Here is a 16,070-nt window from a genome sequence, read left to right on the forward strand (position 1 = left end):
AAGCTCAAGCCGATGGACCCAGCCTTTGAGTAAGAGCGCGGTCCTACTTCGGACATCCCAGTAAATTAACGCGATGACGCAAACCAAAGCGTCAGAAAAGAAGAGTTTTTCAACAAAATCGGCTCAACCCAGCCACTAGATCGGTCGCAGCATGTTCACCTACCTGGGTTCCTGCTCCCGAGAGGGACGGCCCAAAGGAGACACTCACCACCCAGACACCATGCTGCGGTTGCTACCCGCATTCCAGCCGTTCGCTGCAAGAGCAACATCCGGAGCAGGTGGAACTCACGGTCTGCGGACGAAGCATAAGTAATCGGGCTGACATGATGGATGGGTCGGGTTCTCAATAGAGTTGCAGCAATTGCTGCAATCTGAGGAGAACGAAATGGATTACTACGTAGGTTTGGATGTGTCGCTGCGGTCGATTGCCGTTTGTCTGGTTGATGCTGATAGCAAGCATGTCTTCGAGTGTGCGGTGGCCTAGGAGGTAGAGGATACCGAGGCCTGCCTGCGCGACGAGTCATCCGTGCGGTGTCACGTCGGCTTTGAATCCGGGGCTATGAGCCAACATCTCTTTTTTGGGCTTCGCGCTGCAGAGTTTGACGTCGTCTGCATGGAGGCATGTCAGATACATGTGGCGACCTGCTCGAACAGGCAGGAGAAGATCTGCGCATCGTGGCAACAGCCAATTCGACCGAAATGGTCCGCTCGCTTGTCGCTTCGAAAATCGGGATTTCCCTCTTGAACATGAATCCACGTGACGTATCGACTTACGCAGGACACAACATATGCTGCTTGCCAATCCGGGACATTAACAGCGGCGTCACCCTCTCGCTGGGTTTTGCGCCAGGGCCAAAACGAAGACTGGTTCAGACATTCGTTGAAAACTGCATCGCAATTTGTGAAGGACCGCTAGGCGCGGATTTAACTGTATCCCTAGCTTAGTGCGCGAAAGCACGGTCACATGGGTGCCAAAAAGATGGTGTCGTGGGGATTTATTCATCGCGCAGCATGCCCAGAGCGGATGCAGGTTGAATACGCTGCATAGCGTAGACAGCTTATGCCGGCAGAACAAACAGGGCAATTCAGCCCTCTCTGCTTGTCTTCGATGCTGACGCCGGGCTCGCAATGGCCAATGGCGAACACTCAAGTGTCCTTGCTGTAGTTCGCGATTGCATCCGCCACGGCCTTTACAGTTGGCCCGCGCAGCGGGCCAGTGGCGCAGATACTCCAGATCTCTGCATCTTTGCAGAAACGGTTCTGTGCCCGGATCGTCGCGTGCGTCATGCGGCCATTGATCTTGCCGGTATAGTAGCCCAGACCGCGCAACTCCTTCTGAAGCACGCGAACCCACGCGTTCTTGTTGATCCAGAACGCCGTACTTGCGGCCCGCGCATAGTTCTCCGTCTCGGTTTCTGCCAACACCTCCTCGACACGTGACCAAAAATGCCGGGGTTCTTTATCTGCTGCCAGACGGATGCGTTCCACAGACAGCACCCGGTCGCGCATACCGGGGATGTTTGCCAGATGGGCGCGGGCCTCGATGGTTGCGGCGCTCTTGTCGTTTTGACGAGACAGGTAAACCAATGCCACCTCGGCAAATCGCACATCCCCTTCACGGCCTGCCTGAACAATCTGCGCCAAAGCGGCGTCGGATACTCGTCCGCTCAAACGACCCCAGTTGATGCGCACTGCCAAGTCACGGGCGGCATTCCTGTCACCCTCTATAGCAAGATTTTCCAATATCTCCCGCCCCAACGCTGGGTCCGATGCCGGGCCCAACTGTCGATCAATATGCGCCGTCGCCAAGAGCCTGTGTGTGCCGGGCCGGTTCTCACGAACGGCGGTTCGCAGCAGGTGAAACGCCGCGTCGCCCCGGTCCAGTTCAATCTCAACACGTGCGAGAGACGCCGTTGACCAAGGGTGACCGGCGGCGACGGCGCGTTTGTACCATTGACGCGCCGTTTCAAGGTTTTGCTCAGTGCCAATCCCATGCCGGAAGTAATATCCGACGCGATCAACTGCGGGCGCATACCCGGATTCGGCCAGAGACAGCATTGCATCGAATGAAGCCTTCGGATCGGATTGCTCCTGCCCGCCGATATCCTTGAACAGCGCACGATGATCTTGCGCGATGCCCGGACCTGCGAGGGCCAGCATCAACACCGTAGCAATAACCGCATACTTCATCTTATCTTCCTTTCCCTCATTATGCGCCCGGGCAGGGCAGCCCTACGGGCACCGCGCGTCGCTGCTGTCAAAAAATCAGCAGATCCATTGTGTTGTCGAAGAAGCTTTCTCCGCCATCGGCGTAATCCGAAATCAGGATGCTTTGCGATCCAGACAACGTGACATGAATATCTCCCTCGGGTTGATGATCGACATGTTCATTGATCCAAGCCGTGCGGTCAGTCCGCGCATCCGTGAAGTGGAATGCGGAGAGGTCAATGCTGTCTGCATTTGTGCCATAGGCTTTGAAATCGGTGATATGATCTCGGAAGTAATGTGCGTCCGAGTGGAACACGAAGACATCGCTGCCGCGCCCGCCCGTCAGCGTATTGAGACCTGTTCCGCCAAACAGAACATCATGCCCCGCACCACCGTCCAGCACATCGTTGCCATTTCCGCCATCCAGAGCGTCGTTGCCCCAGGACCCTTGCAGATGATCTGCGCCTCGTCCCCCCTTAAGGAGGTCGTCGCCCGATCCGCCATTCAGCACATCACCACCGGTTCCACCGGCAAGCATGTCCGCGCCATTGCCCCCAAAAAGCGTGTCGATACCAGCACCGCCATTCAAGACGTCGTCGCCCTGGTGGCCAAACAACTGGTCGTTGCCTGTGCCGCCGTCCAAGTGATCTGCGCCCCGACCACCGCCAAGATAGTCGGACCCGTTGTCGCCCGATAACGTGTCATCGCCGGACCCGCCGACAAGCGTGTCGTTTCCGTCGCCACCGTCCAGCTTGTCGTTATCGGCGCGACCGAACAGGACGTCCGCGCCTGCGCCACCGCTTATCGCGTCATTGCCAGCGCCTCCAGCCAGACGGTCGTTGCCAGCACCACCGTTCAAGACATCGTTGTGGTCACCGCCCCAGAGCTGATCCGCGCCGATGCCTCCATCTAGGGTATCCGCACCGTCGCCCCCATAAAGCAGATCGTTGCCGACACCGCCTGACTGGGTGTCGTCTTCTGCGCCACCATAGAGACGGTCATGCCCGTCATGACCAACCATCTGATCGGACCCGCTGCCACCGAACAGCATATCTGATCCAGACCCACCGTTCAGGTTGTCCTGTCCCGCCCCGCCGTAAAGCCGGTCAACGCCTTGGTTGCCATCAACACGATCATTGTCTTGCCCACCAAAGAGCGCATCGTCTCCGGTTCCGCCCGCAAGCGTATCGCTTTCGGCTCCGCCAAACAGGCGATCTATCCCGGCGTCGCCCGACATTGTATCGAGACCGGAGCCACCATAAAGGCGATCATTTCCCGTGCCGCCGGACATTTGATCGTCGCCTGCACCTCCCCAAAGGCGGTCGTCAATGCCGCCCCCGGAGCCTGCACCGGACCCGCTGGTGTCGCCACCATGGATCACATCGTTGCCTTGGCCGCCATACAGACGGTCCTGACCCGCGTCGCCATTCAGATGATCATCACCCTGTCCACCGCGAAGGATATCGCCGCCAGATCCGCCGTACACAGTGTCATTGCCCCGTTGGGCATAGATCCGATCGGCGCTGTTCCCAGCGTGGATCGTATCATCCCCTGCCTTGGCATGAATGCGGTCGCGGCCCGCGCCGCCTGTGATCGTGTCGGTCTCGGCGGTGCCGTAGATATGTCGTGTCATTGCTTTAGTCCTTCTGTTGAGTGGTTTTGAGAATTTGGCCGTCAGGCGACGCGAATAGGTTTGTCTGGAACAACGTCGAGCCGGATAACGCGCTCGAGGTCTTCGGCGCGCACATCAATGAGGATGCTCAGCATGGATTCGAGGGTGAAATACGCGCGGAGGACCCGGAAGATCAGGTATTCAGGCAAAGCGATGATGCCCTGTGGCACACCGTTGAGCAGCGATGCGAGCACCGCCATGATCGCAGGTGCACCGGTGGTGACCGCAACGATGGACTGCCAGACGATTGGAGTGTTTTCGTTAAAGGCCAGCCCCCATTCGAGCCCACCAAAGATGATAAGGGGGACCAGCATCGCTCGGCGCGCTGAATTAATCAGCATATAGGGCAGGATCACCTTCCCGCGCAGCGTCAGGTTTGGTCCATAGATCAAGTCCCGGCACCGGGACGAGATGTGATAAATCGAGCGGAACCACCGCATGCGTTGTTCACGCATATGGCGGTAGGACGATGGCACTTCCGAGATGTAACGGATTTTGGGATCCACGACCGAGTGAAATCCCAACTCACCGATGCGCAGTGAAATGTCCGTGTCCTCGCCGTTCATACCTTCTACAAAACCGCCCAGGTAGCGCGGATGGTGCGTGCGGTAGACCACAAACATGCCGGGAATACCGACGACGCCATTCACGGCTCCCATGGCAACGGAATAGAACCCATGTTTCACCAGAACTTCCAGCAGCCGTGCCCGGTCAAATAGAGCGCTCCCCGGCGGCACTGGCACGCCGCCAACCACGCCGACGGCAGGGTCGGTGAAATAGGGCATCGCGCGGCTGAAGTTATCCTCGCCCACCAGCGTATCGGCATCGACGCGCACCAGAAATTCGGTCTCGCAGGCATCAAGACCCGCATTCAGCGCATTGGACTTGCCCGGCTTGGGAACGTTGATCACGCGCCCCTTGGCGGCTGTGCAGGCGGCCAGCGTTTCGCGTGCGATCTCTTCGGTGTCGTCGGTGGAGTTGTTGTTCATGATCAGGATGTGCACGTCACCGCCATAATGCTGCGCGGCGCGGTCCATCGCATTGATCGTATCCTTGATGATGTAGGATTCGTTATGGGCCGGGACGATGACTGATACCGGGGGCGTGAAGCGAGGAGTTCTCGCGGTCAGCACGTCATAGATCGCCAGCAGATAAAGCTGCCCGAACAGGACTGGCAGAAACAGAAACACTCCGGGTCCGATACCGCCAAGAAGGGTCCAGTTGCGCATCACCTCGACGCTGCGCAGCTCCATCCCGCCGATCCAGATCGCAATGATGGCAGCCATCGCGATGGTAACGCCAAGGCGCAAAATGGCGCGCAACTGGCTGACAGGGATATGTTCGATCCGGATACGGGCAGGCATGAAGCCGCGCTCGAGCAACTTGAAAGAGTAGACTGCAAAGCCAAACAGGCCCGAGGCAATGGCACTGAAATGTAGTGAGAAAGAGGAGCCAAGCAGGTGATGTCCCCACGCATTGGCCAGATCGAAAACAGCGCATCCCGCCAGAAATGTCAGAACAAGATCAAGAGCGAACAGCGTGCGCTCACGTATGCCGCCGGAACTGAATGCCGCGAAAGCCACGAAGAAAGAGATCAAAAAGATCCGGATCGCGATGGCGTGTCGGCCGGAATGGACCGAAAACACATAGTCGCGGTTAGGGAACACCTGTGACACAAAATCGGTATTCACGACCCAGAGCTGTGTTGTCGCCAGCAAAGTGAACAGAACCAGCATCTTTGGCGCCTGCCATTCCGACACCGGACCGGCAAAGCGTTTCGGTGCGCTGTCCACAGAGATATAGTTGATCTGCTCGCGCTTATCTTCAGCGTCACTCATCCTTTTGCCTCTGGGAAGACGAAGCCGTTTGGGGTGACCAGCAGGGCCGGGCTTGTGCCCAGCAAGACGTCACCGGGTGCGAGTTTCAGAACAGACAAACCCTGGGTGGTGGTGTCTTGGGTCACTCGCCACGCAACGCTTGTTGAGGTCATTTCAGGCACAGGGAGACCGGGCGCCAACACGGTAATATGCGCCGCGTCGCCGGCCGGTTTGAAATCGGACTCTGACGGGATGATCTGATCAAGCATTTGACTGATCGCTTCTGCATCTACAGCAGACACCCGTCCAGTCATCCCGACGTTGATCAAGCCAGCCGCCTGCAGCGCCGCCTGCACCTGTGACAGGGGATCAGTAAAAGATGCGTCCCCGGCGATCAGCTGCGACGCGGGCAAGATCTCGGCCACAAGTTCGGGGCCTTGGTCACAAAGGCTCTCCCGCGCGACCATCGTTGCCACCGTCACATCCAGCGTGTTGGTCGCGGCCTGCATATCGGCGGGCAGCGCGATACGTTGCTGATATCTGCCCTGCGATCCTGCGACATTTCCTTGAAACACCAGTCGGTTGTTCAATGTCACGGTCAGCGTCCAGGACGCGTTTCCGATCAGATGCCCCAGCAGCATCTGCAGGTCCAACTGTGCGGGCATGGGGCGTGTGGTCCCGCCGCCAAGATTATAACGCTCGCGCCAGAGGGTTTGCTCGTGAAACCGGCGCACGCCGAGGTTCGCGGCTGACTGGAGGAAAGAACCGGTTGTCTCTGGTGGAACCGCGGCCTTAGCAAATGCGGGCAGTGCTGCACGCAAATCAATTGTGCTGAGGGCTTGGTCTACCTGCGTAGTCTCGAAAACTGTCACAAGGTCGCGGCGCTTGAACTTGGTCGCCAGCACCAGACGCCGCAACTGTTCATCTTGTTTCAGCCAAGACGGCCATGCGACGCGGATGATGTTGCCCCAGGCATGCACACGGTCGCGCAGACTGACCATGGGACGGTCCAGTGTCAGAAAAACTGCGCTGGTCGTCTCTATCTCGACGACGGCTTCAAACCCGTCTTCTGATCCGCATTGGGACTGGGGGCCAATGCCTTGCAGTGAGAAAGAGACGACCAGCTGGTTCTCTGCAAAATCCGTCGGTGAAAGGGGAATTTGCAAGGAACGGCCCGTCTCGCCTGAACGCAGCAACATCTCACCGCGACGGGTGTTATGGATCGAGATGCGCAGCACCCCTTCCACACCTTTGAGCACTTGCGATGTTGCATCGATTTGGAGGTATCCAGACGTCGGACGTGCATCCACTGGCATATTGAATGCGACGCTTTGGTAGGCGGGCAAACCGGAGAGAATAACCGGATGATCAGGGTTGCCGCGCAAGACTACCGCGCTGTGCGCATCCTGCGCCGAGGCGGGAACCCGATGTTCAAACACAAGGTGCGGACCTTGTGTGATTTCGCGGACGTAGCGTTGTCCCTGTTCGAGGATATTCATGTTCGAGAGCAGGAGAGCGATGCCTGCCAGAAGAAATCCGAAAAGCCCGATGCCAATCATACGCATACCGTTCACCTTGACTTGACGTTAAAGAAGCCGGTTGCGCCGGACCCACCTCCAAGCGGGTCCGGCATCGTTGGCTTGGAAGGGTCAGGCCGCCTTTTGGACCTTTGGAGAGACGACGCCGGGGCGCTGCTTATCTGTCCAAGTGGACACGCAAGGGATCATCTTGCGAATGCAGCGGTCGGCATACTTGGCGGCGATCTGTTGTGTTTCGTAGATCAACCCTTCGGCCAGCGTGACCGGCTTGAGACCCAGAGAGAGGAAGGTCTTGTTGGAGACACGCAGATCGTTCTCGGCGGCCTCGTTACGTGGATTATCCACATTTGCGATCAAGGCTCCCGACACATCCGCGACCAGCTCGGCCAATGCGCGTACGGTGTGTGTTTCGGTCATCTGGTTCAGGATCGCGACCTTACCGTTCTGCGCGGGTGGGTTCTCCACCGCGAGAGCCAGGCACTTTACCGTGTCTTGAATATGGATGAACGCGCGGGTCTGGCCGCCGGTGCCGTGAACGGTCAGCGGATGACCGACGACAGCCTGCATCAGGAAGCGATTCAGAACGGTCCCGTAATCCCCATCATAGTCGAAACGGTTAATCAGGCGTTCATCCAGCTTGGTCTCGTCCGTCTGAGTGCCCCAAACGATGCCCTGATGCAGGTCTGTGATCCGCAACCGGTCATTCTTGGCATAGAACTGGAACAGCAACTGATCCATGGACTTTGTCATGTGATAGACGCTGCCCGGATTGGTCGGGTAAAGAATGTCGCGCTTCATGATCTGCTTGTCATCGCCGGGAATATAGACAGGCAAATACCCTTCCGGGATCTCAAGCCCGTCGTCATCGTAGCCATAGACACCCATGGTGCCGAGATGGACAAAGTGCGGGTCGAGGCCCAGTTCGACCGACGCGGCCAGCAGGTTGTGGGTTCCTGAGATGTTGTTGTCGACAGTGTAGCGCTTCTCGCTCACACCCTTCATCGAGTAGGGTGCAGCGCGCTGTTCACCGAAATGAATGATGGTATCGGGTTTGATCGACTTAAGCAGTGCGGCCACCGCGTCGAAATCACGGGCGACGTCGATATTTTCGAACGCGATGGTATGGCCTGTGTGCTCTTTCCAGGCGGTCAGCCGATCATCCATGGACGCGATAGGGGTGAGACTGTCTGCGCCCATTTTCGCGTCGATATCCCGGCGGGACATGTTGTCGACGATGCTGATGTTGTGACCCAGTTGGGACAAGTGAAGGGCTGTCGGCCAGCCGCAAAATCCGTCGCCACCGACCACGATGATATTCTTTACTTGTGTCATGTCTTTGTTCCTTTTGGCGGGCCCCTCCAGGCGGCCCATTACAAGATGAACAAAGGTTTAAGGGTGCTGAACCCTATGCGCTCAGGTGCGAGGGTATAGGATGCAGAGAATTGGAAGGAGCAGACTATCCCTTAGGATAGCACCACTGTTCTTAGGACGTGTGTGCAGCACTTTCCAAAGCGTTGTCGAAAACCGCTTGGGACGTTGCCGCTTCGGCATCCAGCGTGTCAGCCCAAGTCTCGGGGGCTGTCAAATCACCTGTGCGGATCTCTTGCTCCAGCCTTGCCAGCGCATCTGCCAAGTCGCCTTGTCCAAGAAGGGATGCCGCTCCTTTAGCCTTATGAGCGGCTTCCGCCAATGCAGCCATATCTGGCGCATCGCCCGCTGCGCGCAATTCAACGACAAAGGCCATTAACTCGGTCATGAATTTGTCAGCAATGCTGGCAACCTTAGTGTGGCCCAGCACGCTGATCATTTCGACCAGCGCTTCGGGAAAGCGGGTCGTGTCAAGTTTGGACAACTGCCCGGATGTTACTTCAGCAATAATGCCGTGCAAGGCATCCAGCCGAATGGGCTTTGTATGAAATCGGTCCATACCTGCGGCAACGGCTCTTTCGCGATACTCCTCACGACCATGGGCGGTGAGACCGACAATATGAGTGCTCGCATTCGCACCGCTACCATTTCGGAGTTTCTGCGTGGCTTCAATGCCATCCATGACCGGCATACTGATGTCCATGAAGATGACATCGTAGGGTTCAACTTGAGCCTTCTGCACGCATTCAGCCCCGTTTATGGCCTCATGAACTGTGTGCCCCATCGCCGTCAGCATGTCGCCCAAAACACTGCGATTAATGCTGTTATCTTCGACAATCAGGACGTTGCAAGGTGGGGCTGGCACTGTCGTTTCTTCGGCGACCGGGCCCTTTTTGTCTGAAATCGGTTCCTTGCGCTGTAGAGGCAAGGTCAGGGTAAACACTGATCCCGCGCGTTCAGTACTTTTAAGTGTTACGTCACCGTTCATTGCCCGTGCAATTCGGCGTGAAATCGAAAGCCCCAGACCATCACCACGCACCTGACGTCCCTCGCTACGGGCGAGGGCAAAGAAATCCTCGAACACCTGCTCTTGCTGATCGGCTGGAATGCCGATTCCTGTGTCTTCTACCTCAAAACGCAATGACGAGGTGTCAGATCCGTGAATTCCAGTAACACGAAGGGTGATGCCCCCGTCAGCCGTAAACTTGACCGCATTCCCTATCAAGTTCGTCAAGACTTGGCGAATACGTCCTGCATCACCATGATAAGGGCCACGCATCGCGGGCTCTATGTCCAGCGTGATGGTCAGGTTCTTTTCCGCCGCCAGCGGGTCGAACAGATCGAGCAACCCTTGCATCAGACCCGTCAGGCCAAAGTCCTGCATCGTCAGTTGAAGCTCACCTGTCTCGATCCGCGTGATGTCGAGCGCCTCGTTCACATGCTCCAACAGGATTTCGCTGGAGGAGGTCGCAATGCGGGCGTAGCGCGCCTGTTTCGCGTCCAGTGAGGTGGTCTTGAGCAAATCGAGCACGCCGAGGATACCATTCAAGGGGGTGCGCATCTCGTGGCTCATGACCGTCAAAAACTGAGACTTGGCCTTATCCGTCCGTTCGGCGCGGTCTCGAGCATCGATCAGGTTTTGCTCATCAATCTTCCGCGCGCTGATATCGCGGATGTAGGCGATGAAGATTGTCTCATCGCCATCCAGGGTCGTTGTGATGTTCAGCTCGACGGGAAACTCTTCACCAGTTTTCCGCAAGGCTGCAAGTTCGACACGGCCAGCATCGACGACCCGCGGCTTGCCGGTTTTCAGATACCGTTTCATCCCATTGTGGTGCGCGTCGCGCATCCGGTGCGGAATGAATGTGTCCTCCATTGTCTGCCCGACAATCTCCTCTCGGCTCCAGCCGAAAACGCGCTCGGCTGAATCGTTGAAGCCGATGATGCAGCCGGCCTCATCTGCCGTCACAATTGCATCAAGTGAGGCGCTGACGGTCGATGCCAGTTGTTTGGATGATACAGAAAGCGCTGCGTCGCGCCGCGCGGCACGCTGCAAAAGGCGGTCCAGAAACAGCATTAGGATCGCCATAAGGATCAAAAGCGCAATAGCGATACCGCCCGTGCGCGACAACTGACTTGCAAATTCGGCGCGCCGTGCCTCGGACCTCTCGGCACCCAGACTGACACCCAAGAGCGCGATTTCGCGCACATGCGGGCGTACATCATGGACAAGATCGTGCATCTGCTCCAAAGCCTCGCCAGTCAGCGGTCCAGGCGCATCGGACAAAGCAATCGCCGCCTCTGCAAAAGTGTTGAGGGGGGCGATCAAGTCGGCTGCCTCGGTGCTGTCTGCGAAAATCTCAGCGGCGCGACCGGAATTGATGATATTCAAACGGCTCAGCGCGATGTCGACGCGCAGCTGTACCTCTTCGTCCGAATAGAACCCGGTCGCAATCTGCTCAATCAGTGTGGCGTCGAGGTTCGCAAACTCGGTATCCATCTGCGAAATGCTCCACTGCATATTGTCTTCGGCAGCGCGCGATAAATCTCGCAGTTGCGACAACAGGTTCGTACCCATCACCGCAAACAAAAAGATGAGCAGGAAAATACCTGCCAAGACTAAAAGACGGTAGCGGTTTAACCCGGGCTTCACGTGTGACCTCCTGTTTCAGGTCATCGTAAATGCCTTGGGCTGTTCAATCTACGACCTTTAGTCGGTTCAGTTGCCAGATACTAAAGGCATAAATGGTTTCAGTCTGGTAGCTGGTGTCCTGGTCATATGGAAAAACAATCCAATATGGCCCCTTGTCGCGTACCGACATGGTCTCACCATCCATACGAGTGGCGATGATCGGCGCCGTGTCTTTAACCTCGGACAGCGGCATCGCGACCTTATAGTCGTTTAGAGCCACCATTTCGACGGTCGTCCCACTTGCGTCGACCCCGTCTAGCACGGCTTTAAGCGGCACACCGGAAAACGTGACCTTACCATCGGTCCAGATGGTCGTCGTGCTGAATACCACCTGTTCCATCGTGTCCAGATCGGCGAGGCTGAAAGATATGACGTCGGATTTGGATGAGGATGCCGTTACCTGCAAGTCCGTGACGGACTGCGCCAAAGCTGTAGATGTCCAGCCAAATAACAGTGCCAAAACAATGGCGAATGCCCGTGAGTGGTGAATTCGTGCCATGAGTATTTCTCTAAATCCGACAAAAGTAGCTTTAAATCAGATGCACAAACTGATCACCCGAGCATTGGCATAGGCACCTATACCAAAGTATAATTCTGACACGCTTTGGTCCAATTTTCCGGTTATGATTGCATAAAGATTGAGAGAGCCTCGGACATGCCCAATATTTTGATTGCTGACGACCACGATCTGGTTCGCGACACGATCGCAGCATATCTGGAGAGCGTCGAAGGTTTCAAAGTCCTAACGGCTGCCGACTTGGATAGCGCAATGGACAAGATGAGCGGACCTGATCCAATTGATCTGCTCATCCTCGATTACAACATGCCAGGTATGCACGGATTAAGCGGCCTTGATCGCGCGCAAAAGTCCTTCCCTGCAACCAAAGTGGTGCTGATGTCGGGTGTTGCGAACCGGGATGTGGCCAACAAGGCGATGGACAAGGGCGCAAACGGTTTTATGCCTAAGTCGCTGACTGCCGCTTCACTGGTGAACGCGATCAAATTTGTATTGTCGGGCGAACGATACTTTCCATTCGATTTCGGATCGTCCCAGGCCAGTGCCGCGCCATCAGGTGCCTTTGCAACCCTGTCAGATCGGGAAAAGCAGACGCTGGAACAATTGTGCATTGGCCTGTCGAACAAGGAAATCGCTAGAAATCTTGGCGTTCAGGAAGTCACCGTAAAGCTGCATGTAAAGAATGTGCTCGCCAAGCTGGGCGTCTCGAACAGAACCCAAGCGGCTCTCTTGGCCAAGGAAAAGCACTTCTTTTAGTCAAGCTATTCGACCGGCATGCTTTGTTTGCGCACCTCTTTCGAAGTTTTGCTTCGTTTATGATGGAAACGGCGGGTGCCATCCGCAGGATCGTCTCCTTGGGTCGGTCGGAAGGATAACAGACTCAATGTCTGCTCTTAGTTCTTCAGAGGCAATTGATGCGGTCGCAGAGAATGTCAGGTTTCCTGAAGGTTTTTCGATGCGGGCCGGGGTGCAACTTTGCTGTCAGGGCTACGCGCGGCCCGCGTTGACAAACCTCGGAAGGAGGAAGCCGCGGTGTCTGGGATCAGCCTATGGAGAAAGAGCGCTGGCGGGTGAGGTTAACAATGCCACGGGCGCGGCGTCGATTGTGTTGGGTGCGCCAGTTGCAGTCGTTTTCCGCCACCTTGGTCGCGGATGTTCCCTAGATTGGACGCTGAGAACGCAACGCCGATCGTCATTTTGGATGATGGTCGCAAACGGTCTTGGCCGATCAGCCAATGACGACCGGAGCATATCGAAGGGTGGGGTTAAGCGTCGGATCATGCAGCCTGCTCCCTTGGTGGCGCCCGTGACATCGGTATCTGACCGCGCCGGAAGATCTCGATGATACGCATTGGACCGCCGCAGCAGGGACACGGCTCGCGCAGGGTGAGAGAGGTCGTCTCAGGTTCCATCTCTTGTTCGGTAGTTCCTTTTTCGCTTTGAACAGCAAGCAAAGCCCGGATCTTCCGGATGTTCGTTTTGCGCGCTGAACTGGCCAGCAGACCGTAGTGGCGGATGCGGTGGAAGCCTTCGGGAAGGACGTGGATGAGGAAGCGGCGGATGAACTCGGGTGTGGCCAGGCGCATGACCTTTTGGCGATCACCGCGCTTGATCCGGTAGTCCTTCCAGCGGAAAGCCACGGTGCTGGCATCGGCACTGACCAGTCGGTTGTTCGAGATCGCGACCCGGTGGGTGTAACGGCTCAGATAGGCCAGCACGGCCACAGGCCCGCCGAAGGGCGGTTTGGCATAGACCACCCAGTCGGTTTTGCGGAACGGGGCGAGCCACTTCGCGAAGGCATCCGCTCGCGCCAGGCAGGCGAGATTGCCAAAGAAAGTGAGCTGGCCTGCACGGTACAACTTGAGAAGGCCTTCCAGGAACAGGCGCCTGAACAGCCGCGCCAATACCCGCACATGCAGGAAGAACCCTGGCTTGCAACCGACCCATTTGTTGCCGTCCGGTGATAGGCCGCCGCCAGGGACGATCATGTGGATGTGCGGATGGTGCGTCAGTGCCGAACCCCAGGTATGCAGCACACTGGTCATGCCGACCTTCGCACCGAGGCGCTTGGGATCGGCCGCGATGGTCATCACGGTCTGCGCCGATGCGCGGAACAGTAGGCCGTAGACCGCCTTCTGGTTCCAATACGCGATGCGGGCGATCTCGGCCGGTATCGTGAAGACGACGTGGAAGTACTCGACCGGCAACAAGTCTTCAGCCCGCGCCGCTATCCAATCCCGCGCGGCGGGACCCTGACACTTGGGACAATGCCGGTTCTTGCAGGAGTTATAAGCGATGTGGTGGTGATCGCATTTGGTGCAGGCAGCCACATGACCACCGAGCGTTTCGGTTCGGCAGGCCTCAATCGCCGACATCACCTTGAGTTGGCCGAGGCTGACATGGCCCAAGTTGGCCGACCGCCACGCGGGGCCATATCGTCGAAAGATATCTGCGATCTCCAGTCGTGGGCGGGGCAACCGCCCGAGCTGCTACTCCAACCCCCGCCTGACGGTATGATTTTGCAGCTTCTCCAACATCTCGTAGGGGCTGACGGTGCCGCGAATGGTCTTGGTCGCGACATGCGTGTAGCGCGCCGTCGTGCTCAGCTTTGAATGCCCCAAAAGCACCTGGATCACACGGACATCCGTTCCGGCCTCAAGCAGGTGCGTGGCAAAGCTGTGTCGCAGGGTGTGCAGCGTCGCGGGTTTGTTGATCCCGGCCATATGTTTGGCCGAGGTAAACGCCCGGTTCAGCTGACGCGGTGACAGAGCCATGATCTTGGGCTTGCCCGGAAACAGCCATCCCTCTGGCCGCGCTTCCCGCCAGTAGTCACGCAGTAGATCAAGCAAGGCTGGTGACAGCATTGCCTTGCGGTCCTTGTCGTTCTTGCCCTCGTCGACGTGGATGAGCATCCGGTCGCTGTCAATATCCGAGACCTTGAGATTGCAGACCTCGGATGCCCGCAAGCCAGCGCCATAGCTGATCCCCAAGGCGGCGCGATACTTCAGGCCGGGCCCCGGAACCGCTGCCAATAGATCACCAACCTCCTCGACGCTTAAAACAACCGGCAGCTTCTTCGCCTTGCGTCGGAATTGCATGTACCGCTTCATCTCCTCGCGCCCGCAGGTCATGCCGAAGAAGAAACGAAGAGACACGATCCTGGCGTTGAACACCCCAGTCGAGACCCCGCTGTCGGTCATGTGAAGCTGATACGCGCGCAGCTCGTCCGGTGTTGTCGTATCGGGTGAGCGCCCGATGAACTCGGCCAAGTACCTGACCGCCCTGATATGACCTTGCTGGGTCTTCGGCGACATGCCACGAATGCGCATATCTTCAATCATCCGCTCACGAAGCGGGCTTGTCTTCTTCTCCTTCATGGGAACCTCCTGTCATCAGATTGAGAAGCCTCAATCGTCAGACAGGTCGGAAGGATCGCAAAATGCGCACTGTCAGGATCAGCGCAAAACACCAGCCAAAAGCGCCATTGCCGCGATAGCGGCTTCGTTCTTCCGCCCGTTGAACAACTCTCTGTTTCTTGTGGCCCAAGATGGGCCACGGTGTTCACTTATTGGGACGTCCGAGTCAGGACCGCCCTCTCATCCAAAGGCGTCCTCAATAGGTTTGAGTTTAGCGAGTTTCCGGAGGTATTGGGTAACTGCCGCTGACCTGAGACCCGCCTCCTTCTCCAGCCTGCGTTAGAGTTCGTCCCAACGAAGGAGTCGGATAGAATGAAGAGACTACGGTTCACGCGCAATCTGTCTGAAATCATGGCTCGGCGCGGATGAACAAAGACCATTGTCGGCGACAGTGGCATGGATCTGACCAGTATGACCGTGCTCGGATGGTGTCAGAAAACGCGGATCGACTTGCGTTATGTCGTGCCGGGAAAGCCAATGCAGAACCCCTTTATGGTAAGTTTGGCTGCACTTTCTGGGACGAACTTTAGAACGAAATCCTATTCCATTTATTAGCCAAGGTCTGCGAAAAGATCACCGGATGGAAGAAAGACGAGAACCGCCATAGACCACATTCTTCCCTCCACAATTTTAAGCCGTAGGAATTCGAAATGAAATCGAGACTGGAAACCAAGGTCGCATGAAGCCAGAAACCAACGACGGGTCCTCCCGAAGGCTGAGGGGAAATCGGATGTCAGGTCACGATCAATCCATGTGTTTCGGGATTGGGCGGTCTTGGCGCCATGAAATGTCGTACTCACCAGTGTTCCAGAGATACAGATATCCCTGGGTCTCTCCGCTTA

The 16,070-nt window shown here is 56.9% G+C and carries 10 protein-coding genes; 1 reads left to right on the forward strand and 9 read right to left on the reverse strand.

Features of this window, described 5'->3' with window-relative positions; all coding sequences use genetic code 11:
• Nucleotides 1-1,146: 1,146 nt before the first annotated feature.
• From KUW67_RS17705 to KUW67_RS17740, 7 genes are all read right to left on the reverse strand, one after another.
• Nucleotides 1,147-2,190 (reverse strand): hypothetical protein, encoded by a 1,044-nt coding sequence (locus KUW67_RS17705; RefSeq protein ID WP_224826671.1) that lies wholly within the window; start codon nucleotides 2,188-2,190, stop codon nucleotides 1,147-1,149.
• A 67-nt stretch (nucleotides 2,191-2,257) separates the two neighbouring features.
• Nucleotides 2,258-3,841, reverse strand: coding sequence for a calcium-binding protein (locus KUW67_RS17715; RefSeq protein ID WP_304522400.1), 1,584 nt, complete (start codon nucleotides 3,839-3,841; stop codon nucleotides 2,258-2,260).
• Between the two features lie 41 nt (nucleotides 3,842-3,882).
• Nucleotides 3,883-5,718 (reverse strand): glycosyltransferase family 2 protein, encoded by a 1,836-nt coding sequence (locus KUW67_RS17720; protein ID WP_224826672.1) that lies wholly within the window; start codon nucleotides 5,716-5,718, stop codon nucleotides 3,883-3,885.
• A complete protein-coding gene (locus tag KUW67_RS17725) occupies nucleotides 5,715-7,262 on the reverse strand; it encodes a hypothetical protein (RefSeq protein ID WP_224826673.1) in 1,548 nt (515 codons plus the stop codon). Before KUW67_RS17725 ends, KUW67_RS17720 begins: the two co-directional genes overlap by 4 nt.
• Before the next feature lie 84 nt (nucleotides 7,263-7,346).
• Nucleotides 7,347-8,567 (reverse strand): NAD-dependent epimerase/dehydratase family protein, encoded by a 1,221-nt coding sequence (locus KUW67_RS17730; RefSeq protein ID WP_224826674.1) that lies wholly within the window; start codon nucleotides 8,565-8,567, stop codon nucleotides 7,347-7,349.
• 151 nt (nucleotides 8,568-8,718) lie between these two features.
• Nucleotides 8,719-11,256 carry an ATP-binding protein gene (locus KUW67_RS17735; protein WP_224826675.1) on the reverse strand — a complete coding sequence of 846 codons (2,538 nt, stop codon included), beginning with the start codon at nucleotides 11,254-11,256 and terminating at the stop codon, nucleotides 8,719-8,721.
• Nucleotides 11,257-11,299: 43 nt separating this feature from the next.
• The gene (locus KUW67_RS17740; RefSeq protein ID WP_224826676.1) at nucleotides 11,300-11,794 is read right to left on the reverse strand and encodes a molybdopterin-dependent oxidoreductase; all 495 of its coding nucleotides are present in this window, start codon (nucleotides 11,792-11,794) and stop codon (nucleotides 11,300-11,302) included.
• A gap of 156 nt (nucleotides 11,795-11,950) precedes the next feature.
• Here KUW67_RS17740 and KUW67_RS17745 point away from each other — a divergent pair, with 156 nt between their 5' ends.
• Entirely contained in the window at nucleotides 11,951-12,568 is a 618-nt protein-coding gene (locus KUW67_RS17745; RefSeq protein ID WP_224826677.1) for a response regulator transcription factor, read from the forward strand.
• Between the two features lie 521 nt (nucleotides 12,569-13,089).
• Here the strand turns inward: KUW67_RS17745 and KUW67_RS17750 are convergent.
• The gene (locus KUW67_RS17750; protein WP_224826678.1) at nucleotides 13,090-14,289 is read right to left on the reverse strand and encodes an IS91 family transposase; all 1,200 of its coding nucleotides are present in this window, start codon (nucleotides 14,287-14,289) and stop codon (nucleotides 13,090-13,092) included.
• Nucleotides 14,290-14,301: 12 nt separating this feature from the next.
• Nucleotides 14,302-15,189, reverse strand: a complete 888-nt coding sequence (locus tag KUW67_RS17755) for a site-specific integrase (protein ID WP_224826679.1) — start codon at nucleotides 15,187-15,189, stop codon at nucleotides 14,302-14,304.
• Nucleotides 15,190-16,070: the final 881 nt, after the last annotated feature.

It is taken from the genome of Cognatishimia sp. MH4019 (assembly GCF_020177595.1).
Taxonomy (GTDB): domain Bacteria; phylum Pseudomonadota; class Alphaproteobacteria; order Rhodobacterales; family Rhodobacteraceae; genus JAHTBL01.